The sequence below is a fragment of the Streptomyces sp. NPDC014864 genome, assembly GCF_043081525.1.
GTDB lineage: Bacteria > Actinomycetota > Actinomycetes > Streptomycetales > Streptomycetaceae > Streptomyces.
Genome location: NZ_JBIBWT010000006.1, coordinates 190,827 through 216,364 on the forward strand (window position 1 = coordinate 190,827; position 25,538 = coordinate 216,364).

General features: G+C 69.2%; 24 protein-coding genes. 14 read left to right on the forward strand and 10 right to left on the reverse strand.

The window, feature by feature from the left end:
- The first annotated feature begins 461 nt into the window (after positions 1 to 461).
- The 7 genes from leuS (at position 462) to ACF1A5_RS13315 (ending at position 10,119) form a co-directional block, all read left to right on the forward strand.
- Entirely contained in the window at positions 462 to 3,344 is a 2,883-nt protein-coding gene (gene leuS / locus ACF1A5_RS13285) for a leucine--tRNA ligase (RefSeq protein WP_392192940.1), read from the forward strand.
- Positions 3,345 to 3,501: 157 nt separating this feature from the next.
- Complete coding sequence (locus ACF1A5_RS13290; protein WP_392192941.1) at positions 3,502 to 4,230, forward strand: hypothetical protein; 729 nt, start codon at positions 3,502 to 3,504, stop codon at positions 4,228 to 4,230.
- A gap of 72 nt (positions 4,231 to 4,302) precedes the next feature.
- Positions 4,303 to 5,148, forward strand: coding sequence for a DegV family protein (locus ACF1A5_RS13295; protein ID WP_392192942.1), 846 nt, complete (start codon positions 4,303 to 4,305; stop codon positions 5,146 to 5,148).
- 645 nt (positions 5,149 to 5,793) lie between these two features.
- On the forward strand, positions 5,794 to 6,120 hold the full coding sequence (locus tag ACF1A5_RS13300) for a hypothetical protein (RefSeq protein WP_392192943.1): 327 nt from the start codon (positions 5,794 to 5,796) through the stop codon (positions 6,118 to 6,120).
- A gap of 116 nt (positions 6,121 to 6,236) precedes the next feature.
- Complete coding sequence (locus ACF1A5_RS13305; protein WP_373463614.1) at positions 6,237 to 7,355, forward strand: tyrosine-type recombinase/integrase; 1,119 nt, start codon at positions 6,237 to 6,239, stop codon at positions 7,353 to 7,355.
- Positions 7,352 to 7,678 (forward strand): helix-turn-helix domain-containing protein, encoded by a 327-nt coding sequence (locus ACF1A5_RS13310; protein ID WP_392192944.1) that lies wholly within the window; start codon positions 7,352 to 7,354, stop codon positions 7,676 to 7,678. Before ACF1A5_RS13305 ends, ACF1A5_RS13310 begins: the two co-directional genes overlap by 4 nt.
- On the forward strand, positions 7,675 to 10,119 hold the full coding sequence (locus tag ACF1A5_RS13315) for a hypothetical protein (RefSeq protein ID WP_392192945.1): 2,445 nt from the start codon (positions 7,675 to 7,677) through the stop codon (positions 10,117 to 10,119). The genes ACF1A5_RS13310 and ACF1A5_RS13315 overlap by 4 nt, the downstream gene beginning before the upstream one ends.
- A 1-nt stretch (position 10,120) precedes the next feature.
- On the opposite strand, the gene ACF1A5_RS13320 is transcribed toward ACF1A5_RS13315, so the two are convergent.
- Positions 10,121 to 10,510, reverse strand: coding sequence for a DUF4440 domain-containing protein (locus ACF1A5_RS13320; protein ID WP_392192946.1), 390 nt, complete (start codon positions 10,508 to 10,510; stop codon positions 10,121 to 10,123).
- Between ACF1A5_RS13320 and ACF1A5_RS13325 the strand changes: the two genes are divergently transcribed.
- The 3 genes from ACF1A5_RS13325 (at position 10,495) to ACF1A5_RS13335 (ending at position 14,540) form a co-directional block, all read left to right on the forward strand.
- A complete protein-coding gene (locus ACF1A5_RS13325; protein WP_392193129.1) occupies positions 10,495 to 11,169 on the forward strand; it encodes a helix-hairpin-helix domain-containing protein in 675 nt (224 codons plus the stop codon). The genes ACF1A5_RS13320 and ACF1A5_RS13325 overlap by 16 nt on opposite strands.
- A 470-nt stretch (positions 11,170 to 11,639) precedes the next feature.
- Positions 11,640 to 14,189 (forward strand): ComEC/Rec2 family competence protein, encoded by a 2,550-nt coding sequence (locus ACF1A5_RS13330; RefSeq protein ID WP_392192947.1) that lies wholly within the window; start codon positions 11,640 to 11,642, stop codon positions 14,187 to 14,189.
- Positions 14,190 to 14,291: 102 nt separating this feature from the next.
- Positions 14,292 to 14,540 (forward strand): hypothetical protein, encoded by a 249-nt coding sequence (locus ACF1A5_RS13335; RefSeq protein WP_392192948.1) that lies wholly within the window; start codon positions 14,292 to 14,294, stop codon positions 14,538 to 14,540.
- A 6-nt stretch (positions 14,541 to 14,546) separates the two neighbouring features.
- Here the strand turns inward: ACF1A5_RS13335 and ACF1A5_RS13340 are convergent, their stop codons facing one another.
- Complete coding sequence (locus tag ACF1A5_RS13340) at positions 14,547 to 14,774, reverse strand: winged helix-turn-helix domain-containing protein (protein ID WP_392192949.1); 228 nt, start codon at positions 14,772 to 14,774, stop codon at positions 14,547 to 14,549.
- A 210-nt stretch (positions 14,775 to 14,984) separates the two neighbouring features.
- Between ACF1A5_RS13340 and ACF1A5_RS13345 the strand changes: the two genes are divergently transcribed.
- Positions 14,985 to 15,260: a hypothetical protein gene (locus ACF1A5_RS13345; RefSeq protein WP_392192950.1), complete on the forward strand. Its 276-nt coding sequence runs from the start codon at positions 14,985 to 14,987 to the stop codon at positions 15,258 to 15,260.
- A gap of 829 nt (positions 15,261 to 16,089) precedes the next feature.
- On the opposite strand, the gene ACF1A5_RS13350 is transcribed toward ACF1A5_RS13345, so the two are convergent.
- From ACF1A5_RS13350 to ACF1A5_RS13385, 8 genes are all read right to left on the reverse strand, one after another.
- Entirely contained in the window at positions 16,090 to 16,428 is a 339-nt protein-coding gene (locus ACF1A5_RS13350) for a hypothetical protein (RefSeq protein WP_392192951.1), read from the reverse strand.
- A 908-nt stretch (positions 16,429 to 17,336) separates the two neighbouring features.
- Positions 17,337 to 18,122: a hypothetical protein gene (locus tag ACF1A5_RS13355; protein WP_392192952.1), complete on the reverse strand. Its 786-nt coding sequence runs from the start codon at positions 18,120 to 18,122 to the stop codon at positions 17,337 to 17,339.
- 4 nt (positions 18,123 to 18,126) lie between these two features.
- Entirely contained in the window at positions 18,127 to 18,363 is a 237-nt protein-coding gene (locus ACF1A5_RS13360) for a hypothetical protein (protein WP_392192953.1), read from the reverse strand.
- Positions 18,353 to 18,571, reverse strand: coding sequence for a hypothetical protein (locus ACF1A5_RS13365; RefSeq protein WP_392192954.1), 219 nt, complete (start codon positions 18,569 to 18,571; stop codon positions 18,353 to 18,355). The genes ACF1A5_RS13360 and ACF1A5_RS13365 overlap by 11 nt, the downstream gene beginning before the upstream one ends.
- 376 nt (positions 18,572 to 18,947) lie before the next feature.
- Positions 18,948 to 20,387: a phage/plasmid primase, P4 family gene (locus ACF1A5_RS13370; protein WP_392192955.1), complete on the reverse strand. Its 1,440-nt coding sequence runs from the start codon at positions 20,385 to 20,387 to the stop codon at positions 18,948 to 18,950.
- 2 nt (positions 20,388 to 20,389) lie between these two features.
- The gene (locus ACF1A5_RS13375) at positions 20,390 to 20,641 is read right to left on the reverse strand and encodes a hypothetical protein (protein WP_392192956.1); all 252 of its coding nucleotides are present in this window, start codon (positions 20,639 to 20,641) and stop codon (positions 20,390 to 20,392) included.
- Positions 20,642 to 20,670: 29 nt separating this feature from the next.
- Positions 20,671 to 20,868, reverse strand: a complete 198-nt coding sequence (locus ACF1A5_RS13380; protein WP_392192957.1) for a hypothetical protein — start codon at positions 20,866 to 20,868, stop codon at positions 20,671 to 20,673.
- A 354-nt stretch (positions 20,869 to 21,222) separates the two neighbouring features.
- The gene (locus ACF1A5_RS13385) at positions 21,223 to 22,863 is read right to left on the reverse strand and encodes a recombinase family protein (RefSeq protein ID WP_392192958.1); all 1,641 of its coding nucleotides are present in this window, start codon (positions 22,861 to 22,863) and stop codon (positions 21,223 to 21,225) included.
- Positions 22,864 to 23,108: 245 nt separating this feature from the next.
- Here ACF1A5_RS13385 and ACF1A5_RS13390 point away from each other — a divergent pair, with 245 nt between their 5' ends.
- From ACF1A5_RS13390 to holA, 3 genes are all read left to right on the forward strand, one after another.
- Complete coding sequence (locus tag ACF1A5_RS13390) at positions 23,109 to 23,975, forward strand: arylamine N-acetyltransferase (RefSeq protein WP_392192959.1); 867 nt, start codon at positions 23,109 to 23,111, stop codon at positions 23,973 to 23,975.
- 33 nt (positions 23,976 to 24,008) lie between these two features.
- On the forward strand, positions 24,009 to 24,254 hold the full coding sequence (locus tag ACF1A5_RS13395) for a hypothetical protein (RefSeq protein ID WP_392192960.1): 246 nt from the start codon (positions 24,009 to 24,011) through the stop codon (positions 24,252 to 24,254).
- A 249-nt stretch (positions 24,255 to 24,503) separates the two neighbouring features.
- Positions 24,504 to 25,493: a DNA polymerase III subunit delta gene (gene holA / locus ACF1A5_RS13400; protein ID WP_392192961.1), complete on the forward strand. Its 990-nt coding sequence runs from the start codon at positions 24,504 to 24,506 to the stop codon at positions 25,491 to 25,493.
- Positions 25,494 to 25,538 lie beyond the last annotated feature (45 nt).

The following is a 25,538-nucleotide window of genomic DNA, read 5'->3' on the forward strand; positions in this document are numbered from 1 at the left end:
GCGAGCTGTTACTGCGACGAGGGTTCATGGGGGCAACTCCGAGCGGTCATGTCGGGCAAGCGGTCCCGAGGACGAACTCTAAGCGGCTCAAAACTGAGCAGTAGGCCGTTTCAGTTATTGCGCTGTTATCAAAGAGGTCGCAGGGCAGCGCGTTGTCCCCATAGGTTCTGTTACGCCGGGTAATATTTGAACCTAGTTCAACTTTTCTGTACCTTCACAAGCGGGTGCGGGCCCTCCTGAGGGTGCGGCCGGAAGTCCGTCGCAGCGCGCTCGACGGCTGCGGTACCCTGACGCCATGCGTGCCGTACGCCTTCTGCTTAGCGAGCCGCGCTGATCAGTCCCGACCGCCGGGCGAATCGGATGGTCGGAATCGGCGCGGCGTCCCCTCCTGTGCGAGGGGATTTTTCGTTTCTTGGATGACACAGCCGCTGGCAGAGACGATCGATGGAGCTTTGAGGATCATGAGCGAGACGAACCCCGCCGCAGCCGCCGCCGTTCCGGCCGAGACGGCGCCGCACCGCTACACGGCTGCCATGGCGGCCGAGATCGAGGCGCGCTGGCAGGACGTCTGGGACGCCGAGGGGACGTACGCCGCGCCGAACCCGAAGGGCGACCTGGCGGGCGATCCGGAGCTGGTCGCCAAGCCCAAGAAGTTCATCATGGACATGTTCCCGTACCCCTCCGGTGCGGGCCTGCACGTCGGTCACCCCCTGGGCTACATCGCCACCGACGTGTACGCCCGGTTCCAGCGCATGACCGGCCACAACGTCCTGCACACCCTGGGCTTCGACGCCTTCGGCCTGCCCGCCGAGCAGTACGCCGTGCAGACCGGCACGCATCCGCGCGTGTCCACCGAGGCCAACATGGAGAACATGAAGGCCCAGCTGCGCCGGCTGGGCCTGGGCCACGACAAGCGCCGCTCCTTCGCCACGATCGACCCGGACTACTACAAGTGGACCCAGTGGATCTTCCTGCAGATCTTCGGCTCCTGGTACGACGAGGAGGCCGGCAGGGCCCGCCCGATCTCCGAGCTGGTCGCCCGGTTCGAGAGCGGTGAGCGTGCCGTACCGGGCCACACGCGCGCGTGGAGCGAGCTGAGCGAAGCCGAGCGCGCCGACGTCCTGAGCGAGTTCCGCCTGGCCTACGCCTCCGACGCGCCCGTCAACTGGTGCCCCGGCCTGGGCACGGTGCTGGCCAACGAGGAGGTCACCGCCGAGGGCCGATCCGAGCGCGGCAACTTCCCGGTCTTCAGGGCCAAGCTGCGCCAGTGGAACATGCGGATCACCGCCTACGCGGACCGGCTGCTGGAGGACCTGGAGGAGCTGGACTGGCCCGAGGCCATCAAGCTGCAGCAGCGCAACTGGATCGGCCGCTCCGAGGGCGCCCGCGTCGACTTCCCGATCGACGGCGAGCGCATCACGGTCTTCACCACCCGCCCGGACACCCTGTTCGGCGCCACCTACATGGTGCTGGCCCCCGAGCATCCGCTGGTCGAGAAGTTCACCCCGGACGCCTGGCCCGAGGGCACCCACGACGTGTGGACCGGCGGCCACGCCACCCCGGCCGAGGCCGTCGCCGCCTACCGAGCGCAGGCCGCCTCCAAGTCGGACGTCGAGCGGCAGGCCGAGGCCAAGGACAAGACCGGCGTCTTCATCGGCGCCTACGCGACCAACCCGGTCAACGGCGAGCGGGTCCCCGTCTTCATCGCCGACTACGTCCTGATGGGCTACGGCACCGGCGCGATCATGGCCGTCCCGGCGGGCGACCAGCGCGACTTCGAGTTCGCGCGCGCCTTCGAGCTGCCGATCCACTGCGTGGTCGAGCCGACCGACGGCCGCGGCACCGACCCGTCGGCCTGGGAGGACGCCTTCGCCTCCTACGACGCGAAGCTCATGAACTCCTCCAACGACGAGGTCAGCCTGGACGGCCTGGGCGTCGCCGAGGCCAAGGCGCGCATCACCGAGTGGCTGGAGCGCAAGGGCATCGGCGAGGGCACGGTCAACTTCCGCCTGCGCGACTGGCTGTTCAGCCGCCAGCGCTACTGGGGCGAGCCCTTCCCGATCGTCTACGACGAGAACGGCGTCGCCCACGCGCTGCCCGAGTCGATGCTGCCGCTGGAGCTGCCCGAGGTCGAGGACTACGCGCCGCGCACCTTCGACCCGGACGACGCCGACACCCAGCCCGAGACGCCGCTGTCGCGCAACGAGGACTGGGTCCACGTCACCCTGGACCTGGGCGACGGGCCGAAGAAGTACCGCCGTGAGACCAACACCATGCCCAACTGGGCCGGTTCCTGCTGGTACGAGCTGCGCTACCTGGACCCGCACAACAGCGAGCAGCTGGTCGACCCGGAGATCGAGCGCTACTGGATGGGCCCGCGCGAGGGTCAGCCGCACGGCGGCGTGGACCTGTACGTCGGCGGCGCCGAGCACGCCGTGCTGCACCTGCTGTACGCGCGCTTCTGGTCGAAGGTCCTGTACGACCTGGGCCACGTCTCCTCCTCGGAGCCGTTCCACAAGCTGTTCAACCAGGGCATGATCCAGGCCTACGTCTACCGCGACAGCCGCGGCATCGCGGTGCCGGCCGCCGAGGTGGAGGAGCGCGAAGGCGCCTACTACTACCAGGGCGAGAAGGTCAGCCGCCTGCTGGGCAAGATGGGCAAGTCCCTGAAGAACGCGGTCACCCCGGACGAGATCGCCGCCGAGTACGGCGCCGACACGCTGCGCCTGTACGAGATGGCGATGGGTCCCCTGGACGTCTCCCGGCCCTGGGACACGCGCGCGGTGGTGGGCCAGTTCCGTCTGCTGCAGCGCCTGTGGCGCAACATCGTCGACGAGACCACCGGCGACGTCACCGTCACCAGTGCCGAGCCCGACGAGGAGACGCTGCGCGCCCTGCACAAGGCGATCGACGGCGTCCGCCAGGACCTGGAGGGCATGCGGTTCAACACCGCCATCGCCAAGGTCACCGAGCTGAACAACCACCTGACCAAGGCGGGGGGTGCCCTGCCGCGCCCGGTCGCCGAGCCGCTGGTGCTGATGATCGCGCCGCTGGCCCCGCACATCGCCGAGGAGCTGTGGCACCGGCTGGGCCACACCGACTCGGTCGTCCACCGGGACTTCCCGGTCGCCGACCCGGCGTACGTCGTGGACGAGACGGTGACCTGCGTCGTCCAGGTCAAGGGCAAGGTCAAGGCCCGTCTGGAGGTCTCCCCGTCGATCTCCGAGCAGGAGCTGGAGAAGGTGGCGCTGGCCGACGACAAGGTCGTCGCGGCGCTGGGCGGCGCGGGCATCCGCAAGGTGATCGTGCGGGCGCCGAAGCTGGTCAACATCGTCACGGCGTGACCGGCGGCGTCAGGGTGTGACCGACGGCGCGGCGAGCCGCCTCGGGGTCGTCCCCTACGGGCAGGTTCGGGGTCCTCGTGGAACTCCGGGCCTGCCCGTTGCGTTTACCGTTGAAGGGCGGCGCGGTGTGCGCCGCGATGACCGGAGGAGGAGCGTCGTGGAAACGGTCGCCGCAGTCTTCGCCCTGCTCTTCCTGCTCTTCGTGGTGCTCGGCGCCTACGCCACCGTCAAGGTGGTCGGCGCCGCCAGGCGCAGCGTGGACCGCACGATCACCCAGGCCCGCCGCACCGTCGAGGACCACACGCTGCGGGCCAGGTCCTTCGTCCAGCCGGGCGCGGCGGGCGAGCTGGCCCAGCTCCGGCTCACGCTGCGCACGTCGATGCGTGCCACGCAGGAGGCGCTGCGCGCGGGCGTGCGCGAGGACGAGTCCCTGAAGGAGTCCCTCGCCCTCTTCGAGCGCCTCAGCGCGCACGGGCACGAACTGGACGGCGAGCTCAGGCGCCTGGAGGCCGAGCCGGACCGGGCGACCCTCGCCGAGCGGCTCCCCGCGCTGCGCGAGCGGACCCGGCGGGTCACACAGTCGGCCGACTCCCTGCGCTGGGCGGCCCGCGACCGCGCCCACCGCTTCGCCGACGACGACCTGGACACGCTGAGCGCCCAGATCGACGTGGAGTCCGGCGCCCTGCGCCACTGGACCCGGACCGACGCCCCGGACACGCCGCCTGGGTGGCCCGAGCCCCCGGCCGCCGACGCGGCCGGGCAGACCTGGCCGGACCCACCGGCTCCGTCCCCGGCACAAGAGCCGTCCCGGCCCGCCCTCACCCCCGCGGAACGCCGCGCGGCCCATCCCTGGCAGAAGAAGGCCCGTCCCGAGAGCACGACTTGATCCGGCCACGCGCGCACCCGGTGGAAGGGCCCGGGCTGCCGTCCGGGCACCACGGCAGGTAACCTCCAGCTCATGTCCCGCCATGTCGCGATCGTCACCGATTCAACGGCCTACCTGCCGCCGCGGACGATGCAGCGCCACGGCATCACCGCCGTTCCCCTGACCGTGGTCCTCGGTGACCGGGCGCTCGAAGAGGGCACCGAGATCTCGACCCGCTCCCTGGCCCAGGCCCTGCAGAAGCGGCGCTCCGTCACCACCTCGCGCCCCAGCCCGCAGCACTTCGCCGAGACCTACCGTCGGGTCGCGGAGTCCGGCGCCACCGACATCGTCTCCCTCCATCTGTCCGCCGAACTGTCCGGCACCCACGACGCCGCGGTGCTGGCGGCGCGCGAGGCGCCGGTGCCGGTGCGGGTGGTGGACACCGGGATGGTCGGGATGGCGCTCGGCTTCTGCGCGCTGGCCGCCGCGGAGGCCGCCGAGGCGGGCGGCACCGCCGACGAGGCGGTCACGGCCGCGGAGAAGCGCGCCGGCAGCACCTCCGCCTACTTCTACGTCGACACGCTCGACTATCTGCGCCGCGGCGGCAGGATCGGTGCCGCGCAGGCCCTGCTCGGTTCCGCGCTCGCCGTGAAGCCCCTGCTCCAACTCCAGGGTGGGCGCATCGAACTGCTGGAGAAGGTGCGTACGGCCTCCAGGGCCATCGCCCGGCTGGAGGAGGTCGCGGCCGAACGGGCGGGCGGCGCCGAAGTCGATGTCGCCGTCCACCATCTCGCCGCCCCGGAACGCGCGTCGGCCCTCGCGGACCGGTTGCGGGCGCGGCTGACAGGGCTCGCCGAGCTGCATGTCAGCGAGGTCGGCGCGGTGATCGGGGCGCACACGGGGCCGGGGCTGCTGGGGGTCGTGGTTTCGCCTCGCTGACGGCGGGACGGCGGGACGGCGTGGTGGGGGGACGTCGGTGAGGGCGGGACGGCGGTGACGTTGCGGGGCTGGGGACTGTCACTCGTTCAGGTGGTGGAGTTGTCCACAACCGGCCGGTAGTCCCCGGGAATCGAGCAAGATCATCGCGGTTCGGCCGGTCTGCCCGATCCTCGTCGCATGGCACTTCGATCACGCTCACGACGCACAGCGACCGCGACGAGTGGCCCGGGCCGGGGCCCCGCCTCGGACGGCCGGACCAGGCATCGCCGCCCACCCGACTGGCGTGGGGCCCGGCGCAGTCACCGTCGTGCTTCGGGTGGGGATTCGGGCTCGGGTTGGGTTTCCGGCTCGGGTTCGCGTTCGGCTTCGGCTTCGGCTTCGGCGGAGGAACTGCGCCGCCGGGCGGAGGCGCTGTTCGGCGAACGTGCCGGGCGGGTGGGGGAGTCGGGGAGCGGACCGCCGGGGATCTGGGCGCCGTCCGCGGAGGTTCCGCAGCATGCGGCTGCTTCGCCTTACCCGGAGGGGGCCGCCCGGGCCGGCGTGCGGCGCAGGCCGTCGTGGGCCGAGGTCCCCGAAACGGCCGGTCACGACGTCGAGTCGGGGGACGCACGCGAGGGCGGCACCGGCCCCGCGGCCGCGGTGGACATGGCTTCACCGGCACCGGCACCGGCACCGCGCCCGGCTCCGGCATCGGCACCGGCGCCGGACGGGGCTCGGGCCTGGCGGGAGCGGGCCGGGCTCGCGCTGCGGGACCGGATGCCGCTGTGGCTGCAGGCGCGGTGCGGTCTGGAGCGCGGGAACGTCGTCGCGCTGACGGCGCTGCTCGTCCTGGCCGCGGTCCTGGCCGCGCAGCACTTCTGGACCGGCCGTACCGAGTCGGTGCGGGCGGACCCCGGGGAATTGCATCTGATGCAGACTCGGGCGTTGGTCGCTGGCCTTGAACTGCGGGAAGTGTACCGGCTGGCTGCCTGATGTCTATCGACATCCATCGCGCCCCTGACCTGCGCGTTTTACAGGTGTCATTCATTGGATGCATGATTCCGTCCTCTGGCGAGAGAGGGTGGGGAGTGTCCGAGGGTACGAGGGAAGTGCATGGGGCCGCAGTGCTGGAGCTGGTCTCCGGGGTACGTCTGCTGCACCCCGAGGACGCGGTGCTCGACGCGATGCTGTCGGGCTGGGCACGGCAGCAGCTGGGTGGCCGGGGGCTCCAGCCGGACACTGTCGGCGGCCGACGCCGGGTCATCGAGACGTTCCAGGAGTTCACGAACGAGTACCCGTGGCACTGGACGGCCGCGCACATCGACGAGTGGATGGCGGACCTGGTGATGCGGCACAACCGCGCCAAGTCGACGCTCCGCAACTACCAGGGGGCCATCAGCCTGTTCATGGACTACCTCCTCAACCCGGTCTACGGGTGGGTGGAGGTCTGCCTGGAACGGTTCGGTACGCACCCGACCCCGATCCTCCATGACGGCAACCGGCGCGAACACCTCGTGGACTACGAGGGAGGTGAAGAGCGCCGGCCGATGACGCGGGAGGAGTGCCAGCTGCTCTTCGACCACATCGACGACCGGGTAGACCGGATGATCAAGCGAGGCCGCAAGGGTGCTCTGACGGCCTACCGGGACTCCACCTTGTTCAAGGTGATCTACGGCTGGGGTCTGCGGGCGTCGGAGGCGTCCGGCCTGGACGTGGTGGACCTCTACCGGAACGCGAAGGCTCCGCAGTTCGGCCGGTACGGGATGGTGCACGTCCGCAAGGCCAAGGGGACGAAGGGGTCAGGGCCGCGGCGGCGGAACGTCGCCAGCATCATGCCCTGGGCCGTGGAGGCCCTGGAGGACTACGTCGTCAATGTCCGTCCCCGCTACGGCTTCCCGTCCCACCCCGCCTTGTGGTTGACCGAACGCGGCGGCCGGCTCCGGACGCGCGAGATCGAGGACCGGTTCGCTCTCTACCGCAAGGAGCTGGGGCTTCCGGAGGAACTGGTGCCGCACTGCCTGCGGCATTCGTACGTCACGCACAACATCGAGGACGGCGTCGATCCGAAGTTCATCCAGGAACAGGTCGGCCACCTCTACGCGTCCACGACCGCCCTCTACACCGCGGTCAGCGACGACTTCGCCAACACGATGATGCTCAAGGCCATCGACCTGGCCTTCGACAACGACCCCGGACAGCGGGTCCTGGAACGGAGTGGACGACGATGACGGCGAAGCTCGCCTACAACTGGCACCTACGCGAGGTCATGGCCACGAAGGGCATGTTCTCCACCACCGACCTGCGGCCTCTGCTGGCCGAGCGGGGCATCGACCTGTCCGCCAGCCAGATCTACCGGCTCGTGGTGGAGGTCCCGGAACGGCTCAACCTCAAGGTCTTGATGGCCCTGCTGGACATCCTCGACTGCTCGATGGACGACCTGATCGAGCCGGTCGCTGCGGGCAGGCCGCGGGCGAAGAAGACCGCGGACGGCACCGAGACAACCGGCGTCGGCGACTTCCGGCCCAAGCGGGCGCGGATCACCCGGTCGTGACCGCGGCTTCCCGGACCGCCGTCGACCCGCACGCCGTGATCGGCGAACTGGTCGCCGCGGTCGAACCGGATCTGCCCTCGGGGACCGTCCAGAAGGCGATAGTCCAGGCGGTTCGGTCCAAGTCGGCCGCGTTCCGCCTGGCCCAGGCCCTCGAAGGTGATCCCGGGCTGCTGACGTCGGGCCGGGCCGAAGGCCCGGCCTCGGTCGAACGCTTCACCCACGCCCTCACCGAGCTCGGCGCCGTCCACGTCGTTCGGCCGCCCTGCTCGCGCTGCGGCAAGCTGCGGCGGCTCGCCAACACCGACGGCTCCGGCCGCCGGGTCTGTTCCTCATGCAGCGGCTTCAACAGCCGGAAGGCTGCGGGGTCGGGCTGGTCCTGCACGAGCTGCGGCAACAGCGAGACCCCGAGCTACGGCCTCGACCGCACCGGACGCGAGGTCTGCCGGTACTGCTTCAAGGCCCAGTGCACCGAGGACCCAGCCGCTGACCTGCTCAGCTACCTCGCTGACCTTGCTCTCGGACTCGACGAGGCCGTGCTGCGGACGATGATCGCCGGGGTCACCGGAGGGAACTCGTCGGTCACCCGCCGCCTGCTCTGGGACCTCCAGAACCAGCCCGGCATCCTGGCGGGCCTGGCCCATCACCATGGACCCAAGACCGTCCTCCTGGTCGACCGGCTCCGCGAGGCCGGAGCCCACGGAGTCCCTGCCCCGAAGTGTCCGCACTGCGGCCGCGCGGTCCGGCTGAGCCACTCGATCAACCGGCTGCGGGTCTGCGGAACTTGCTACAACCACTCCAAGGCCGAGCTCTGCAAGTGGTGCGGACGCAACCGCCCCGTCGCGGGACGCGACGACACCGGGGCCCCGGTCTGCAACACCTGCCGCAACAAGGAACCCTCCTACCAGGAGAAGTGCATTGTCTGCGGTCAAGTCGAGGGCGTCGGAGCCCGCACGGCCGACGGGCCGATATGCGCTGGCTGCCGCAAGCCGCCGGTTGTTCAGTGCGGTTCCTGCGGCAAGGTCCGGGCCTGCCTCTTCGCCGGTACCGACTCGCCCCGCTGCCGGACGTGCTCGCGCAAACTGGAGCCCTGCACCGATTGCGGACGCCCCTCGCGCGTCGTCGCCCGGACAGCACGCGGGCCCATCTGCGAGAACTGTTGGGAGAAGGCCCCGGAGGCACACAAGCCCTGCAAGCAGTGCGGCACGGTCGAGCGGCTGTTCCACTACGGTCTCTGCCGGCGATGCGCCGCCGACCGCCAGTTGCGGAAGCTGCTGACGCCGCCGGACGGCAAGCACCGTCCCGAGCTCGACAAGGTCGCCGATGCCCTGTTGAACCTCAACTCCCGCAGGACCCTGCTCTATCTGCGGGAATCAGTGACGGCCGCCCGGTTGGTCACCGACCTTGCCGCCGGGAACTGCGAACTCACCCACGAAGCCCTGGACGCGGCCATGACCAGCCAGAAGGACATGGCCGTCGACTACTTCCGGGCTGTCCTGGTCTCCGCCGGCGTCCTTCCGGTCCGCGACGAGTACATGGCCCGGCTGGAGCGATGGATCGAGCACAAGACCGCGGCCATCGAAGATCCCGAAGACCGCCGCCTGATCATCGCCTACGCCCGCTGGGACCGCATCGCCGGCATCCGGCGACGGGCCCGCGGCAAGCCGATCTCCGCCTACACCAGCGACATCGCCCAGACCCAGATCACCAAGGCCGTCACCTTCCTGACCTGGATCAAGGACCAAGGGGAGACCTTGGCGACCTGCCGACAGCCCCTCATCGATCTCTGGCTCACTTCGGAGAACAACCAAGGCCCCTACGGAGCAAGGACGTTCGTCCGATGGGCGGTCCGCAGCAAGTTCGCCTCCGAGATCAGCATCCCGGCCCGGCCGCGGCGGATCTTCCACCGCCCGCTCGACGCCGACGAACGCTGGGTGACCGCCCGGCGGCTCTTGAACGACGACTCCATCGAGACCAGGGACCGCGTCGCCGGGCTGATGGTCCTGCTCTATGGCCAGTTCCCCGCGAGGACCTGCCGCCTGACCACGGCGCACGTCATCCACGACGAGAACGGCGTCGCTCTCCGCCTCAACAGGACCCCGCTGAGGCTGCCCCCGCCCCTCGACGGCTTGGTCCTCCAGCTCGTCGAGATCGCCCACGACCACGAACGGACGGTGATGTTGAACGAGCACAACGCACCCTGGCTCTTCCCGTCGTTGCAGATGCCCGGTCGGGCGGTGACCAGCAAGCAACTCGCCCGGCGCCTGCGCGACATCGGGCTTCCCACCGAAGCCGGACGATGCGCGGCCCTGCTCGACCTCTGCACACAGATGCCCGCAGCCGTTCTCCAACGCCTGCTTGGGATCAGTCCATCGGCTGCCGAACGCTGGTCGGCCGGGGCTGTCAGGACCGCCTACGCAGCCGAGGTGGCCAGTCGATCATGAACTACTGGCTCTGATCGGCCGGAACGAGGGTGCCTTGGTGGTAGTACATCCGCCACCCAGAGTCCTCATCCAACTTTCGCCAAATCGAACTATGCCGCGACCGCCGTTCGCCGAGGACAGCTTCATACGTCACATGCACGACGCCAGGCGCCAGCACTGTCCCAGCCATACCGACAGGCTCATAGAACGGGCCATCATCAGACGCCCCGGGCTTGTCCGGCAGCTCTGCCAGCATGGCCTGCCGGTCCCACCGGCGGCCAGAAGCACCCACTTCCACGAAGTCGGGATCGAAGAGCTGTCCAGCAAGCTCCCTGGACGCCCGAACACGGGGGCTCATCAACTTCAGCTCGCCCGCGATCGCCTCAGCTACACCATCTGCCTCTTCACTCATCGGATCATCCTGACCCGCTTCCCGCCTCTCGCAACCGATTAACGGGTTGCTCGGCCGAGGACGACGTCCTATTCCGCAGCTCTGAATATCCGAACCTGCCGATACCCGAGGCCGTGCGGGCGGTGGTCCCCTACGGAGGCCGGGAGGAGAGCAGGCAGGCCACGTCCGGAACCTCGGCCGCTCCACCGGGCGCCGGCGCGTCGCCCGGGCCCGGGATCGTGGTGGACGTCAGCGGCAAGGTCCGCCACCCCGGGGTCCGGCGCCTTCCCGCGGGATCGCGGGTCGCCGACGCGCTGCGGGCGGCGGGCGGGGTGCGGCCCGGTACCGAGACCGACGGCCTGAACCGGGCCCGCTTCCTCGTGGACGGCGAACAGGTCGTCGTCGGTGGCCCGGCCCCGGCGGCGGGCGCACCGGCCGGCCCGGCCGCCGGCGGCGCGGCCGGTCCGGGGGCGGCGGGGGCTCCCTCGACGCCGGTCTCCCTCAACACGGCCACGGCGGACCAGTTGGAGACCCTGCCCGGCGTCGGCCCTGTACTGGCCCAGCACATCGTCGACTACCGCACGCGGCACGGCGGCTTCCGCTCGGTCGACCAACTGCGCGAGGTCACCGGCATCGGCGACCGCCGCTTCGCCGACCTGCGCCCCCTGGTCCGGCCATGAACCGGACCCCCGAAGGTGCGGCGTCCGACCGGCTGTCGTCTCCCGGCCTCGCCGCCGCCGGAGGCGCGGCGCCCGACCGGCTGTCGTCTCGCCGGCACACCGTGCCCGGCTGGCGGTCTCCCGGTCACGCCGCTTCCGAAGGCGGGGCGCCTGACCGGCCGTTGTCGCCCGGTCACGCCGCCGCCGGAGGTGCCGCCACGTCCGACCGGCCGTCGTCTCCCCGTCACGCCACCGCCCGAGGTGAGAGGTCTGACCGGCCGTTGTCCCCCCGCCACGCCCCCGCCGGAGGTGGGGCGCCTGACCGGCTGTCGTCTCCTCGGCACACCGGGCCCGGAGGTGCCGCGCCCGGCCGGCCGTCTCCCGGCCGCACCGCCCCCGGAGGTGCCGCCGCGCCCGACCGGCCGTCGTCTCCCCGCCACGCCGCCCCCGAGGACTCCCCGGGCTCCACCGGGGCCCGCCCGCGCCGGTCGGTGCATGCCGTCGCGGGTGGCCGGCTCGGTGTCGCCCATCCTCGGCAGGAGGGGCCGGCGGATCTGCGGCTCGTCCCGCCCGCGCTCGCGGCCTGGGCCACGGCGGCGTCGGCCGTGGACGCCGCGCCGGAGCTGGTCGTGGGCTTCGCGGTCGTCTGCCTCGCCGTCGCGGCCGTACTCCTGGTCGGCCGCCGTAGGCCCCGCGCCCCCGGACTACGGCCCCTCCGCCCGCCGCGAGGGCTGCTCCGTCCCGCCCGGTCCGCCGGATCACCTCGCCCCGCCGGCCCCGCCCAGCCCGCCGGGTCCGCCCGCCCCGCCGGGCCCGTCCGTCCCGCCGCGTCCACGTGGGCGCGTGCCTCCCTGGCCGCCGCGCTCCTCGCCGCCGCCGCGTCGGCCGTGTCCGCCGGGTTGCACGGGGCGGATCTGCGCCGGGGGCCGGTGCCGGGGCTGGCGCGACAGTTCGCCACGGTGACCGCCGAGGTGGAGCTGACCTCGGATCCCCGGCTCACCCGCCCTCGGGTCAGAGGCGATCACATGGGGGCGCCGGCCGTGCTGATCGACGCCGAGGTCCGGCGCGTGGAACGCGGGGACGGCACGACGGCCGTGGACACACGGACGCCGGTGCTGATGCTCGTCGACACCCGCTCCCGGCCGGCGGCCTACTCGCGGGACGCCTCGGCGGGAGTCCGTGGCTCCCGCGGCTCCCCGGACGGCCCGGAGCGCTCGCCCTGGCTCGGGCTGCTGCCGTCCACGCGGCTGAGGGTGACCGCGCGGCTGGCGCCCCCGCTGACGGGAGGCGACCGGATCGCGGCGGTGCTGCGGGTGCGGGGCCGGACGGCGCCCGAGGTCGTGGGCGGGCCGTCCGGCACGCAGCGGCTGGCGGGACGGCTGCGGGCCGGGCTGCGTACGGCGACCGACGGCCTGCCGGCGGACGCGCGGGCGCTGCTGCCGGGGCTGGTCGTCGGCGACACCTCGCGGATCACCCCCGAGCTGGACGAGGCGTTCAAGGAGACGGACCTCGCGCACACCCTGGCCGTCTCCGGCAGCAACCTCACGATCCTCCTCGCCCTGCTGCTGGGCCCGCCCGGCCTGGCCCAGCGCGCCGAGCGCCGCGGTGCCGCGCCGAGGCTCGGCCTCTCCCTGCGGACGACGGCGCTGCTGGGCGGCGCCCTCACCCTGGGGTTCGTCGTCGTGTGCCGGCCCGACCCGAGCGTGCTGCGGGCCGCGGCCTGCGGCGCCGTGGCGCTGCTCGCCCTGGCGACCGGCCGCCGCAGATCGCTGATCCCGGCGCTGGCGACCGCCGTCCTGCTGCTGGTGCTCTACGACCCGTGGCTGGCCCGCAGTTACGGCTTCCTGCTGTCGGTGCTGGCCACCGGCGCCCTGCTCACGCTCGCGCCCCGCTGGAGCGCCGCACTGCGCGGGCGCGGGTTGCCCGCCCGTCCGGCCGAGGCGCTGGCCGCGGCCGCCGCGGCGCAGGCACTGTGCGCGCCGGTCGTCGCCGTGCTGTCGGCGCGGGTGAGCCTGGTGGCGGTGCCGTGCAATCTGCTCGCCGAGGCCGCGGTCGCGCCGGCGACCGTGCTGGGCTTCGCGGCGCTGGCGACGGCGCCGGTGGCGATGCCGGTGGCCAAGGTGCTCGCCCGGTGCGCGAGTTGGCCCGCCGGATGGATCGCGGGCGTGGCCCGGACGGGGGCCGGACTGCCCGGCGGGGGAGTGGACTGGCCGGGCAGTTGGGGCGGGGCGCTGCTCCTGGCCCTCGCCACGGGCGCCGTGCTGCTCCTTGGCCGGCGGCTTCGGAGGTATCCCTGGCTGTGCGGTGTCTGCGCGGTGCTGCTGGTGCTGGTGGTGGTGCGGCCGCCCCCGCTGACGAGGGTCGTCACGGGCTGGCCGCCGCCGGGGTGGCGGTTCGCCGTGTGCGACGTGGGCCAGGGGGACGCGACGGTCCTCTCGGCGGGGGAGGGCACCGGCGTCGTCGTGGACGCCGGGCCCGACCCGGCGCTGGCCGACCACTGCCTGCGCGCGCTGGGCGTCAGGAAAGTCCCGCTGGTCGTGCTGACCCACTTCCACGCCGACCACGTGGCCGGTCTGCCGGGGGTGCTGCGGGGGCGCGCGGTGGGCGCGATCGAGACGACGGGGTACGAAGAGCCCGCGGACCAGGCCGAGTTCGTACGGAGGGAGGCGGCCGAACGGCACATCCCGATCACCCGCGCCGTCGCCGGGGAGCAGCGGCGCACCGGCGCGCTCTCCTGGGAGGTGCTGTGGCCACCGCCGCCTCCGGCGCCGGACCCGGACGGGCCCAACGACGCCAGCGTGGCCCTGCTCGTCCGGACCGGCGGTCTGCGGCTGCTGCTGCTCGGAGACCTCGAACCGCCGTCCCAGCGGGCACTGCTGAGATCACCGGCGGCCGCGCTGCTGGCGGCCGTGGACGTCCTCAAGGTCGCCCACCACGGTTCGGCGTACCAGGACCCGGACCTGATACGCGTGGTGGCTCCCCGGCTGGCGATCATCTCCTGCGGAGCGGACAACCCGAAGAGTCGTGACTTCCAGTTCTAGCACAACGGCCCAGGTCAGCGCAGGGTTTCAGCACCCGCGAGGCAGCGTCGGCCACGCCAACTCACGCGATTCCGGCGCCACTTACGCACGTAGCCTGGTGGCATGACTGAGCCCATAGCGGAGTACGCGGAGTCACACATCATCAGAGCAGCGCGCAACGATGCCGCATACGCGCTGACCATGGCCCAGCGCCCGGAAGTCTCGCGCGATGATCTCTGCCTCTTGATCCTGAAGTTGGCCAATGCCGTTCAGGATGTTGTCAACGTGGCGGAACTGCGCGGGGAACGGCTCAATGCGCCAGCGGCAAGGGCGCTGGAGAAAGCCTTGCGCGAGGCTTTGAGTGGGCGCTGAGCGGTCTTACTGCTCCGGCTCCCCATCGACCACGAATGAACCCTTGTGCGGCAGCGTCTCAATCCGCCCTTGCTCGCGTAGCTCACGCAGCGCCCTACGAACCGTGTGATCCGCTACGCCGAACTGCTGAGCGAGACGCAGGATCGATGGCAGGGCAGCACCGGGCGGGATACGACCAGCGTCGATTTGCTGCGCAAGATCACGGGCCACTCGCTGCCATTCGTACTCAGCCATACAGCCAGGCTCGCGCGGTGCACCGTGGCTCGCATAACCAGACCATGGTGCACCGTGGTGTTCCGTGGCCTACCGTGGTGTATCCAGACACGAAAACGCCCCAGGGCGACCGGGCAAGGGTCGACACCTGGGGCTGACCGGAAAGTAGGTCCGGCTGTGAGAGAGCTTAGGTACCTGGGAACGGACAGCGCGACAGGCAAAAGCGCCTACGTGGTGGCCGAGCCGGGCGGGGTGCTGGAAAAAGCAGCGGACGTGATCGCTCTGCAAACCGGCGCCGTATGGCATGCGCTGGCAAGCGAGATGCTGGACGCCGGACAGCTCAGCGAGGATGAGGCGAACCACATCCTTAGGTGCGTAGTGGAAGCGCTCGGGGAAGTCCTGCCCATCGCAGCGCAGGCGGTTGCCGACAACCCGGCTGCTGACCTACTGGGCTACGGCCAGGCGGGGCGGGATATTGGTGCAGCAATGAGGGACATGAGGGGATAGCAGGGGCCCCGCTCTGGCCCTAAATGATCATGAGGTGCCCGGATCCCAGTAACGGCAAGGGTTCCGGGCACCTGAGTGAGACAAGTGGGCCCATTGCAGAACCACCCCCCGAAACGTCATTACGACATCCTGGGACAGTTGTTGTCTCAGTCCAGCGCACAAGGAAAGGGCCCAGCGCCCACGTGCCAGGCTCAAAGCCAGGTAGGTGGGAGCTGGGCCCTTTCATGCCCTAAACCGTCCTGCACTCCTCACAGGGCGGGTTAGGCAGCGAGTGCAGCGCGGATGCGAGTTGCGCGAGCCTGGCCAATGCGTAGTTCGCTCTGGAGTGCGCGCAGGGTTGGGATGCGGCCCGCACCTCTCTGCATCTCGCGCGCAGTTGCGATGAGCAGATCATCGGATGCACTGGCGGGTGCAGGTGCCGGAATGGCCGTACGGCGCTCTGTGGGGCGCTCAGGCGCTGGGGCAGGCTCGGGGACTGGCGCAGGCTCAGGGGTGCTCACAGGGGCGCTCAGAGCCTTCACGCGGTACAGGACGAGCGGCGCAATGGCGCTGACAGCGATAACGAGCGGAACGGACACGGGAAGTGCGCCGGATGCAACTAGGTGCGACAGCGCATTCGTAATGACGAGTGCAGCGACCACGGCCGGAACATCGCGCCGGACAGCGAATGCACGCAGCGCATAGATGTCGAGTGCGCCAGGTACGCATCCGGCGACGAGTGCGCCGTACCCGCAGGCACGCGCTAGTTCGTATTCGGCGGATGCAGTGGCGATGAGTGCAGCGAGCAGGGCGAGTGTGCCAAGCCAGTCACGGGACTTGATGCGCTCTGTCATGGGGCAGGCACCGCCATAGGCTCACCGGGCGCGTAGATGTGCGCGAAACCACAGGAACAGCCGTGGTCACGACACCGGAACTGCTCGCCCCCATCGGCATCCCCTGCGTAAACCGTCGGCAGAGTTGAACGGGCGCTAGCGGATATCCAGCGCAGTCCGGCGAGGATGGTCTCAGCCTCAGCGCTGCGAATCGGGTTCGGCACACGGAAATAGCCAGACAGCGCGCGCAGTTCAAATGGCAGCAACTCGCGGAACGGCTGGCCGTGGGCGCCCTGCGTATGTGCTTCGATGTGAGCCAGGGTGACGACCTGGACCCGGGGGGCGTGGTTACTCATGGTGAGATCCTTACGGTAGGTGTGCGTATGAACACGCATCGTGATAAGTGCAGGTCAACTCGGTGCCGGCCTGTGGCGTGGGTCACAACCAGGGTGTCTGAACTGGGCGCACCTGACAGCGCCCTCCCCCGCGTTCTCCGTCCCCATGATCATTAGGGGTACCTCCCCGCCCCCCAGTCACTGTGTGTGATGAAATCAAGTCGCGAATTGCGCTGTAACGGCAACACTTAGTGATCATGTGGAGTGATGGTCACGCCCTCTGGCCATGTGCCGTCAGCGGGTAGCAGTGCGCCAGTGGCCAGGAAGTTCCGCACCACATCATCGGGAATAGTGAACGTGTCATGGGCCCGGTAGACCACGCCCTTGTAGAACACACCTGGGCTGAATGCAGCGACCTTTACCAGCATGGCTACTCCGATGTCTTCAGCGAGGCGGACAGGTAAAGGTCAGTTGCCATCGGCGCTAGGCCGTGGCTCATACAGAAAGCCATCAGCCCACGCGCGCTGAGTGTCCGGCCTGTGCTGTAAGGCGCCTGGCGCAGTTCTAGTGCCTGCTCGTCGGACAGCGGGAATACCTCTGCCACGTCGTCAACATGGATTGGAGTACCGGGCGCCATGACAGCGACCACGGCCCAGGTACGTTCGATGACTGACGCCAACTCGGGGCAAGCGGTGCGGGGCGTGCGCTGGCGATTTCTGCGGAACATCGGTTCTCCAGTCATGGAAGGGGCCAGGTCACATACCAGTTTTGGTAGGTGACCTGGCCCGGTTGCTAAGCGCTGCTAGTCGTCTAGGTGGAAGCTGTCCGGCACCGGGCGATAAAGCGCAGCAGCTTTCTCGCTGGTGGTCATCTCGTGCCAGGTGACTTGGTCAATTCCCGGTGGCGGATAGTCCATTGGTGATACCTGCTCAGTCATTGGCGGGCTCACCCTCAGCGAGCAGAGACGCCACAAGCGCAGGGTCGACGTAACGCGCGTCATTGCCAGCGGAGTTGACGAGCGCACGCGCCTGGTCAAGTGGCAGCGTGAGCACTACGCCAGACGAGCCGATGACGTCCACCAGGGGATTGGGCTTGAACCCATCCGCGTAAGTCTTGTGAGCCTCGCGCAGCGACTCCATAGGGCCAGTTGCCATCAGCTCACGGCCATCCGCGCGCTGCACGGAACCAGCGAACGGGGCAGACGAGCGACCACCGTTGACCCGGTCCCGCAGGTGCAGGATCTGACCCATCGCCATACCGGCTGCGTCTCGGGCGCCCTGGAAGACTCGATACGCGTCCTCAGCGGCCGTCACAGCGTCTTCTAGGCGCTTGTGGGCATCCGGTAGCAGGTCACCAGCCACAGCGTCATAGCGGCGCTTCAGCTCAGTCTCAGCGGCCCGGACATCAGCGGCCAGCTTGCGAGAAATGGCCAGCAGCTTGGGGCGCTGGGCGCGAACCTCATCGACCTTGCTGGGCAGCGCCAGGACATCAGCAGGCTTGGCACCCTCGGCCATCGCATCGACAGCAGCGCGGATGTCCTCAGCCTCAGCAAGCGCGGCCCAATTGTCGGACAGAGCGGCTGCGTGCTCAGCCTCGAACGTGTCCAGGGCGTCAAGGGCGGCATCCCGCTTGGCGCTGGCCTTGACGATGTCAGCGGGCAGGAAGTCATCAGCGATGGTGGTTAGCAGATCTTCGGTAGATAGGGCGTGAGCCATGGAATTACTCCTTTGGTGGATTGGGCTTGGCGGCGACACGCTGTACGGCATCCCACACAGCGTCAGCGATACGCTCGCGCTCGTAGTCAGTTAGGTTCTCGGGCAACTCAAGGATGCTGAACGCGTCGTAGTACGCAGCCTCTTGCGCCTGACGCGTGGACAGGTCGAAATTCTGCCGCCGGATTCGGCCGATAGCGACATAGCCCATGCGGCCACATAGGCGCGAAAGGTTACTGGCCATCGCGCTGCGCGTCCTTGGACTCGTAATAGTTGCGGGACGCCTCAGTTCGAGCAGCGATGAGGTCCGCGTGCGCCTGGACTAGCTCAGCAAACGTCTTTACGTCTTCCATCGCTGGCGTGTCCTGAGCCAGCAACGCGCGGCCTACCTTGTCGAGTAGGTCAGAGACCACCTGGCGTTCACGGACTGGGCGGCGGGGCTCATTGGTCATTGTCGGTTTCCTTGCGGATCGGTGGTGGACCACATACCAGTTTTGGTAGGTGGTGATTAGCGGGGGATGCGCAGCAGATTCAGCGCAGCGGACAGGGCGCAGAAAAGTGCGAGCGTGGCGAGCAGGGCGACCAGCATGGGCACTCCGTTTGCTGAGTGGGAACAGTCGCAGGGGCACAGCGCAGGGCGATGACCAGGGCGGACGGCATCGCCGGCAAAAGGTGGGAATTTGCGTAAGCAGCGAGGATGGCGCGCAAGCGGGAGGGGTGTCAGATTTCTTGACACCTGTACATAGGCCCTTATGTCTTTAGGGGGGTTACTACAGGTGACAACTTTTCTGACACCCCCTCACCAGCTCGACCCATCACGCTGTGCGTTTACGCGTTTTCTGCGCGGTTGAAGATGCCGGGGGCGGAACCCAGGGGGTCACTCATCATGCGGACGCCCCGGTAGACCCAGCCATTTGCCTTGGTGCGAACCTCTTCGACCTTCCCGCTGTCAATGAGATGCCGCTTCACGCTGGCAGGGCTGTACTTGTTGGATCGGTCACCGTTCGTGTCTCGCCACTCCTTCAACTCACGGTTGAACGTGGAGCGCTGGACTTCGCAATCCTCGGCGTAGTCGAACAGCTCGCCCACCAGGTCCTTCAGCGGGTCCACGGAATCCTTGTGGAACTCCGTTGCAGCGATGACAGCGAGCGGATCACGCAGACCCTCGGCGTAGTAGCGCTTGGCGCCTTCCACAATCCACGCTGCCACGCCCTCACGCTCCGGGCCCTGAATGGTCGGCTCCAGGTCCGGATCACGCCTATCAGCGAAGCTCTGACCGAACAGAATGGCCTTGGTGCGGGCCCACAGCGCAGCGCCACCGGACGCGAATTCCGGCAGATGGTTGGTTGCCAGGACAATGGTGAACGTGGGCTCAAACGAGAACGTCTTGCCGTGAAGGTGGCGGGTACTCACACGGTCGCCACCACTCATGTTCTTTAGTAGCGCCGTGTTCATCGGCGTGCCCTGGTTACCTTCCTGGGCGACGACCATTCGGGCGCCTCGCATTCCGGCGATTTGCTCAGTGTGGGGCGCCTGTCCGCGTACGTTCTCGAAGATGGAGAACTCAACCTCGCGGATGATGTCAGGGCCGAACACGCTTTGCATGGTGCGTACCGTGGTGCCCTTGCCGTTCCGGCCGTGTGCGCCGTACCAGACCCCTAGGGCGTGCTCCCGTACTTCGCCGGTCACGCTGTACCCAAGGAACGTCTGGAAGTAGCGCTGAAGTTCGGTGTCCTCCGGGAAGACCTCGTCCACAAATCGCAGCCAGCGGGGTGCAGTTGCCTCCGGCCGGTACTCGACCTTGGCGCACTGGGTCAGCATGTCCGCCGGATTGTGCTCGTGCAGTTCGCCGGTCCGCAGGTCCACCGTGCCATTCAGGAACGTCAGCAGGTGCCGTGCGCTGTCGAACTCATCCGCTGTAACTCGCAGGCTGCGCAGGTTCTCAAGCTCAGCGACGATGGCCTTACGGTGCGGACTGTTGAGCATCAGTTTTACGGCACTGTTTACCCACGTGATCGCTGTGGGGTTGTCAGTGGCGTACCGGTGCAATACATGGGCGGCATCCGTGATGGCCTGGAATGCGGCGCCGGTGCCTCCTGTGGCCTCCCAGATGGAACCACTCCAGCGATACCACCCGACGTTTTCCATGTAGCGCAGGTGGTGTCCCGTGTGGCGGGCAACGAATTTCGCGTAATTCACGTGCTGCACCGGGTTGTCACGGTTGTAGTGCAGCTTATCGGGGAGCGTTTCCCAGTTCTCGTTGGGCATGCTCACACGTCCTCATCGTCAAGCAGGTTGGCGGGCTTCTTAGGTGCTGACTTACCGTCAGGAACTTCTACGCCGTTCGCCTTGGCCAGGGCCCGCTTGAAGGACGTTGCATCGGCTGTAGCAGCAGCGAGCGCGAGGGTTGCGTGAGTTTGCGCGAGAGTGGCGTAGGCGGCCTTGTCGTAGTCACTGACACGCCCGCTGGCTACCCGCTCGGCGAGTTCCTCGGCACGCTTGTAATGGTCAATCCCGTTCACGGGTGGTGGTTCCTTCCTTGGCGGGTTGGCTAAGCGCCGAATGTCCAGGCGCGAACAGTGGGAACAGACAGGCCAGCGGTGCGGGCAATCTGCTCTTGGGTCAGGTCGGTGTCTCGGCGGAGCTGGGGAACGATTTCCTTTAGCTCTGTGTCGATGTCCCGTAGCTGCGAGCGCAGTTCTCGTCTCTTCGCTGCCAGGTTCTTGAAGCGGCTTTCAAGCGCGCTCACGTGGGCACTCCGTTCTGTTGATGTTTGGCTATCAATCAGCGGGCAAAGCAAAAGCGCCAGTCGCAGTGACTGACGCTCTGCCCCCACCCGCCAAGGTAGGAAAGCTGTGGAGGCGCGTTTCCGGCCCCTACTGTTATCTGTCGAGTCGATTACCCAAGGGGCTGTTACCGACAGTAACTCCATGTCAACGCACGGTAAGGGGGCGAGGTGGCCCCCTGTGCCTTGTCTAGCGAGTCGAGCGCCCGGTAAACGGAGGCGAACCGCTCAGTGCCTGTCTGAGTGCACGACAAAGCCCCGCCCGACCACGGGGGCCGAACGGGGCAGAGAGGCTGTCAGGCGGACGCTGAGGGGCGCCTAGTCGGTGCCGTGGGTCAACTCATCCGCCATGGCCACGAGATCCGCAGCAGCATCGCTGAAGAACGGGTCTCGCACGTCGAACGAAACTCGCCGCTCATCCAACGTGCGCCACCCTCCCCGTGTCCCTCGCTTGACGTTCAGGTGCGCCCCAGCGTCTTGCAGCAACTGCCGCTTACCGGCCACGTCTGCGCTCGCCCACAGTCGCGAGTACGTCTTGCCAGTCCGGATCTCCTCAGTGCGAGGCTCCACCTTTTCCCGGCTTTCCAGTTCAGCAAGCCGCGTGTCGAGGGCATCTGCGTGCTTTTGCCATGCTGCCTTTGCCGCATTGCTGCGCTGCTTCCCTTGCTGGGCCATGTGCTCTTCGTACTCAGCGGCCGTGGCGTCAATTTCAGGCTGCGGGTCGTATCCAGGAATGGTGCGGGTCTGCGTGACTTCCAGCGCCCCCAATATCCGCAAGAACTCACGCTCCGCGTATTCCTCGGCCCACTCGCGCTTGATGATGGCGGGCGCCTCGCACTCGCGCCCCCTGGTGTGCGCGCTGCACTTGTAGGTGTCGGTCTTGCTGGTGCTCTTGCTGTTGGGGGACGGCCGGTGCAGGTACATGCGTTCACCGCAGCTTCCGCAGTGAACGACTCGCAGCAGCAGCGCCACGGTGTCCACTCGGTCCGCAGGCTTGTTGTTTACCGAGCGCTCGGCCAGAACAGCGGCGATAGCGTCGAATTCCTCGCGGGTGAGTATCGGCTCAGACGTGGCCATGACGGGCGCACCCTCGCTGTCCCGTACAGGCTTTCCGTCGGTGATCTTCCAGCCCAGCAGGCGCTCAGACGTCAGCAGTTCTTTGATGGCGCTGTGTCGCCAGGCAAAGCGGCCACGGATCACGGTTTCACCGGCCTTGCCGCCAGTCTTCCCGCCGGTGTCCCGTCCCTTTTTGAGACTCCAGTGATCACGGGATGACGGAATTCCGTCTTCATTGAGTCCCCTTGCGATTGCAGCGAGACTCTTACCAGGAATGCTCTCGCTGGGGTCTCCCATCAGTTCCCGGATAATGCGTTCAAGGACGGCCACAGCTTCCGGGTCCTGCACCAGCGTCCAGCCGCCACCGTCCAGTGGAGCAGGCATGTAGCCATAGGGCGGACGGGAACCACGCCAGCGAAGAGGCATGACGCGCATTGCCGCCTGTGCGCTGGTGACGCGTTCACGGATGGATTGGGCTTCCATCTGTGCAGCGAATGCGAACAGCGTGACCATGAGTTGGGCCATGGGGTCCAGTCGGTTTCGGAAGTCGAGCACCAGGCGCCCGCCCGGACCCTCCGCAAAGACGATCATCTTGCAGTGCTCGCGTGCCCACTTCGCCAATTCGTGCATGTCGTCCATGGACCGAACGGCGCGATCGAATCGCCAGAAAACAAGGGCGTCGAATTCTTCGGGACGCCGAAGCCAAGAGCCCAACTCCGGGCGCTCAAACGGCGTGGTCTTGCTGGCGCTGACTCCCAGGTCGACAGCTTCCCGGTCGGCCAGGTCGATCCCCTGCGAGGCAGCAGCGCCCCGGTTGGCTTCCCGCTGGCGTTCGGGGCTGGTGGTCTCGTCGGTCAGGACGGACAGGCGGAGGCAGGACACGCCCCTGAGTTGAGTGGTCATGGGGTCGCTCTGTCGAGTCGAGTACCTAGCGCTGGTGGCGCTCCTGACCTGCGCAGATGCCGTCATGGCGGGTGTCTCCAGAACTGCTAGTTGGAGACCCTCCGGAAACCCGTACGGGCACCCGGCCCCCGGCACCGTCGCCGCCCTGCGGTCGGCGGGTGCCGCGGTGCTGCGGACGGACCGGGACGGGGCTCTGGCCGTGACCGGGGCGGGTGCGGGGTTGCGGGTGGCGAGAGACTGACCGCATGAACACCGCTCAGGTCGACGCCTACCTCCGCCGCCTCGGTGCCGAGCGCCCGGCGCGCCCCACCGCCGACGCCCTGCGCCGGCTGCACCTGCGGCATCTGCGGGCCGTGCCCTTCGAGAACCTGTCCGTCCACCTCGGCGAGGAGATCCTGCTGGAGGAGAAGCGGCTGCTGGACAAGGTGGTGGGCGCACGCCGGGGCGGGTTCTGCTACGAACTGAACGGGGCGTTCGGGGCGTTGCTCACCGCGCTCGGCTTCGAGGTCACGCTGCTCGCCGCGCGGGTGTACGGGGAGGAGGGGCGGCTCGGCATCCCCTACGACCATCTGGCGCTGCGGGTGCGCACGGTGGACGGGGGCGACCGGCTGGCCGACGTGGGGTTCGGGACGCACAGCCACTTCCCGCTCGCGTTCGGGGAGCGGGGCGAACAGGCGGACCCCGGTGGCACGTTCAGGGTCGTCGAGGCGGGGCCCGACGGGGCCGGGAGACGCGGGCCGGGCGCGGCAGGTGCGGGCGACGCGGACGGCACCCCGGACGGCTCCGCCGACCTGGACGTCGTCCGGGACGGGGAGCCGCAGTACCGCCTGGAGGTGCGGCCGCGGGTCCTCGGCGACTTCGTGGCCGGGGCCTGGTGGCACAGCACCTCGCCCGCTTCGCACTTCACGCGGTCGCTGGTGTGCTCCCGGCTCACCGAGGACGGGGGGCGGATCACCCTCGGCGGCCGGACCCTCACCACGACGAGCGGTGACGGGACGCGCGTGGTCAGGGACCTGGATACGGACGAGGAGGTGCTCGCGGTGTACCGCGACCGGTTCGGGCTGGAGCTCGCCGCCGTCCCGGCCCTGCGCGGCGGCGCCGGCGGCGGCTGAACCGGGCTCGCGGCGGTGCCGGAGAATGGCCGGGTGAGTGATGTGAGACATGTGCTGGTGCTGCCGGACCGCGAAGCCGCCGAGGAGGCCGCACAGGCGCTGGCCGAACGGTTCGGGACCGACGAGGAGCCGAGGATCGTGCGGGACGCCCTCGCCGGGGAGGACGACGCGGAGGACGCGCAGTGGCTCGTCCTGCTGCGCGACGACACGGAGCGGCTCGACCCCGCGGAGCTGGACACGTTCGCGGCGGAGTGGGACGGCTGGCGCGAGGAGCCGTAGGACTCCGACCCCGCCGCCGGGCCCACTGGCCCACCGGGCCCACGCCGGCCGCGCCACCCGCGCTGCCGCCCACCGCCCTCACCTCGCCCGTGTCCCACCCCGCCGACGCGTCACCCCAATCCCAAACCCACCCACGCCGGCCGCGTCGCCCGGGCCGTCGCCTCGCCGGCGCGGGCGTCGCCCGCGCCTCCGCCCCACCCGCTCCCGCCGCAGGCCCCGTTGTCGGTGCCGCGTGCGATGCTTGGGCCGATGGCCAGGAACACTGCGAACGACGACCCGCTTGCCCCGGTGACGCTTGCCGTGGGGCAGGAGGACCTGCTGCTCGACCGTGCCGTGCGGGAGGTGGTGGCCGCCGCCAGGGCCTCCGACGCCGACACGGACGTACGGGACCTGACCCCGGACCAGTTGCAGCCGGGCACGCTCGCCGAGCTGACCAGCCCGTCGCTCTTCGCGGAGCGCAAGGTCGTGGTCGTACGCAACGCGCAGGACCTGTCGGCCGACACGGTCAAGGACGTGAAGGCGTATCTCGGGGCTCCCGCCGAGGAGATCACGCTCGTGCTGCTGCACGCGGGCGGCGCCAAGGGCAAGGGCCTGCTGGACGCGGCGCGCAAGGCGGGCGCGCGCGAGGTGGCCTGCCCGAAGATGACGAAGCCGGCCGACCGGCTGGCCTTCGTACGGGCCGAGTTCCGGGGACTCGGCAGATCGGCCACGCCGGAGGCGTGCCAGGCGCTGGTCGACGCGATCGGCAGTGATCTGCGGGAGCTGGCGTCGGCGGTGGCGCAGCTGGTCGCCGACGTCGAGGGCACGATCGACGAGGCGATCGTCGGGCGGTACTACACGGGGCGGGCCGAGGCCTCCAGCTTCACCGTCGCCGACCGGGCCGTGGAGGGACGGGCGGCCGAGGCGCTGGAGGCGCTGCGCTGGTCGCTCGCGACGGGTGTGGCGCCGGTGCTCATCACCAGTGCGCTGGCGCAGGGCGTGCGGGCGATCGGCAAACTGCTGTCCGCGAGGGGTGGCCGTCCCGCCGACCTGGCGCGGGAGCTGGGGATGCCGCCGTGGAAGATCGACCGGGTGCGGCAGCAGATGCGCGGCTGGACGCCGGACGCGGTGTCCGTCGCGCTGCGGTCGGTGGCCGAGGCGGACGCCGGCGTCAAGGGCGGCGGGGACGACCCCGAGTACGCCCTGGAGAAGGCGGTCGTGACCATCGCCCGCGCGGCACGCTCCCGAGGCCGGGCCTGACCCTGCCCCGCTAGGGGCGAGAGGCGTCCCCGCACGCCGAAGACC

Bases quoted from the DNA above. Each gene is read 5' to 3' on its own strand.
- holA (WP_392192961.1), top strand. From the start codon at position 24,504: ATGGCCAGGAACACTGCGAACGACGACCCGCTTGCCCCGGTGACGCTT.
- ACF1A5_RS13320 (WP_392192946.1), bottom strand. From the start codon at position 10,510: ATGAGTGAAGAGGCAGATGGTGTAGCTGAGGCGATCGCGGGCGAGCTG.
- ACF1A5_RS13385 (WP_392192958.1), bottom strand. From the start codon at position 22,863: ATGACCACTCAACTCAGGGGCGTGTCCTGCCTCCGCCTGTCCGTCCTG.
- ACF1A5_RS13360 (WP_392192953.1), bottom strand. From the start codon at position 18,363: ATGGCCAGTAACCTTTCGCGCCTATGTGGCCGCATGGGCTATGTCGCT.
- ACF1A5_RS13310 (WP_392192944.1), top strand. From the start codon at position 7,352: ATGACGGCGAAGCTCGCCTACAACTGGCACCTACGCGAGGTCATGGCC.
- ACF1A5_RS13335 (WP_392192948.1), top strand. From the start codon at position 14,292: ATGACTGAGCCCATAGCGGAGTACGCGGAGTCACACATCATCAGAGCA.
- ACF1A5_RS13355 (WP_392192952.1), bottom strand. From the start codon at position 18,122: ATGGCTCACGCCCTATCTACCGAAGATCTGCTAACCACCATCGCTGAT.
- ACF1A5_RS13295 (WP_392192942.1), top strand. From the start codon at position 4,303: ATGTCCCGCCATGTCGCGATCGTCACCGATTCAACGGCCTACCTGCCG.
- ACF1A5_RS13370 (WP_392192955.1), bottom strand. From the start codon at position 20,387: ATGCCCAACGAGAACTGGGAAACGCTCCCCGATAAGCTGCACTACAAC.
- ACF1A5_RS13365 (WP_392192954.1), bottom strand. From the start codon at position 18,571: ATGACCAATGAGCCCCGCCGCCCAGTCCGTGAACGCCAGGTGGTCTCT.
- leuS (WP_392192940.1), top strand. From the start codon at position 462: ATGAGCGAGACGAACCCCGCCGCAGCCGCCGCCGTTCCGGCCGAGACG.
- ACF1A5_RS13390 (WP_392192959.1), top strand. From the start codon at position 23,109: ATGAACACCGCTCAGGTCGACGCCTACCTCCGCCGCCTCGGTGCCGAG.
- ACF1A5_RS13350 (WP_392192951.1), bottom strand. From the start codon at position 16,428: ATGAGTAACCACGCCCCCCGGGTCCAGGTCGTCACCCTGGCTCACATC.
- ACF1A5_RS13340 (WP_392192949.1), bottom strand. From the start codon at position 14,774: ATGGCTGAGTACGAATGGCAGCGAGTGGCCCGTGATCTTGCGCAGCAA.
- ACF1A5_RS13300 (WP_392192943.1), top strand. From the start codon at position 5,794: ATGGCTTCACCGGCACCGGCACCGGCACCGCGCCCGGCTCCGGCATCG.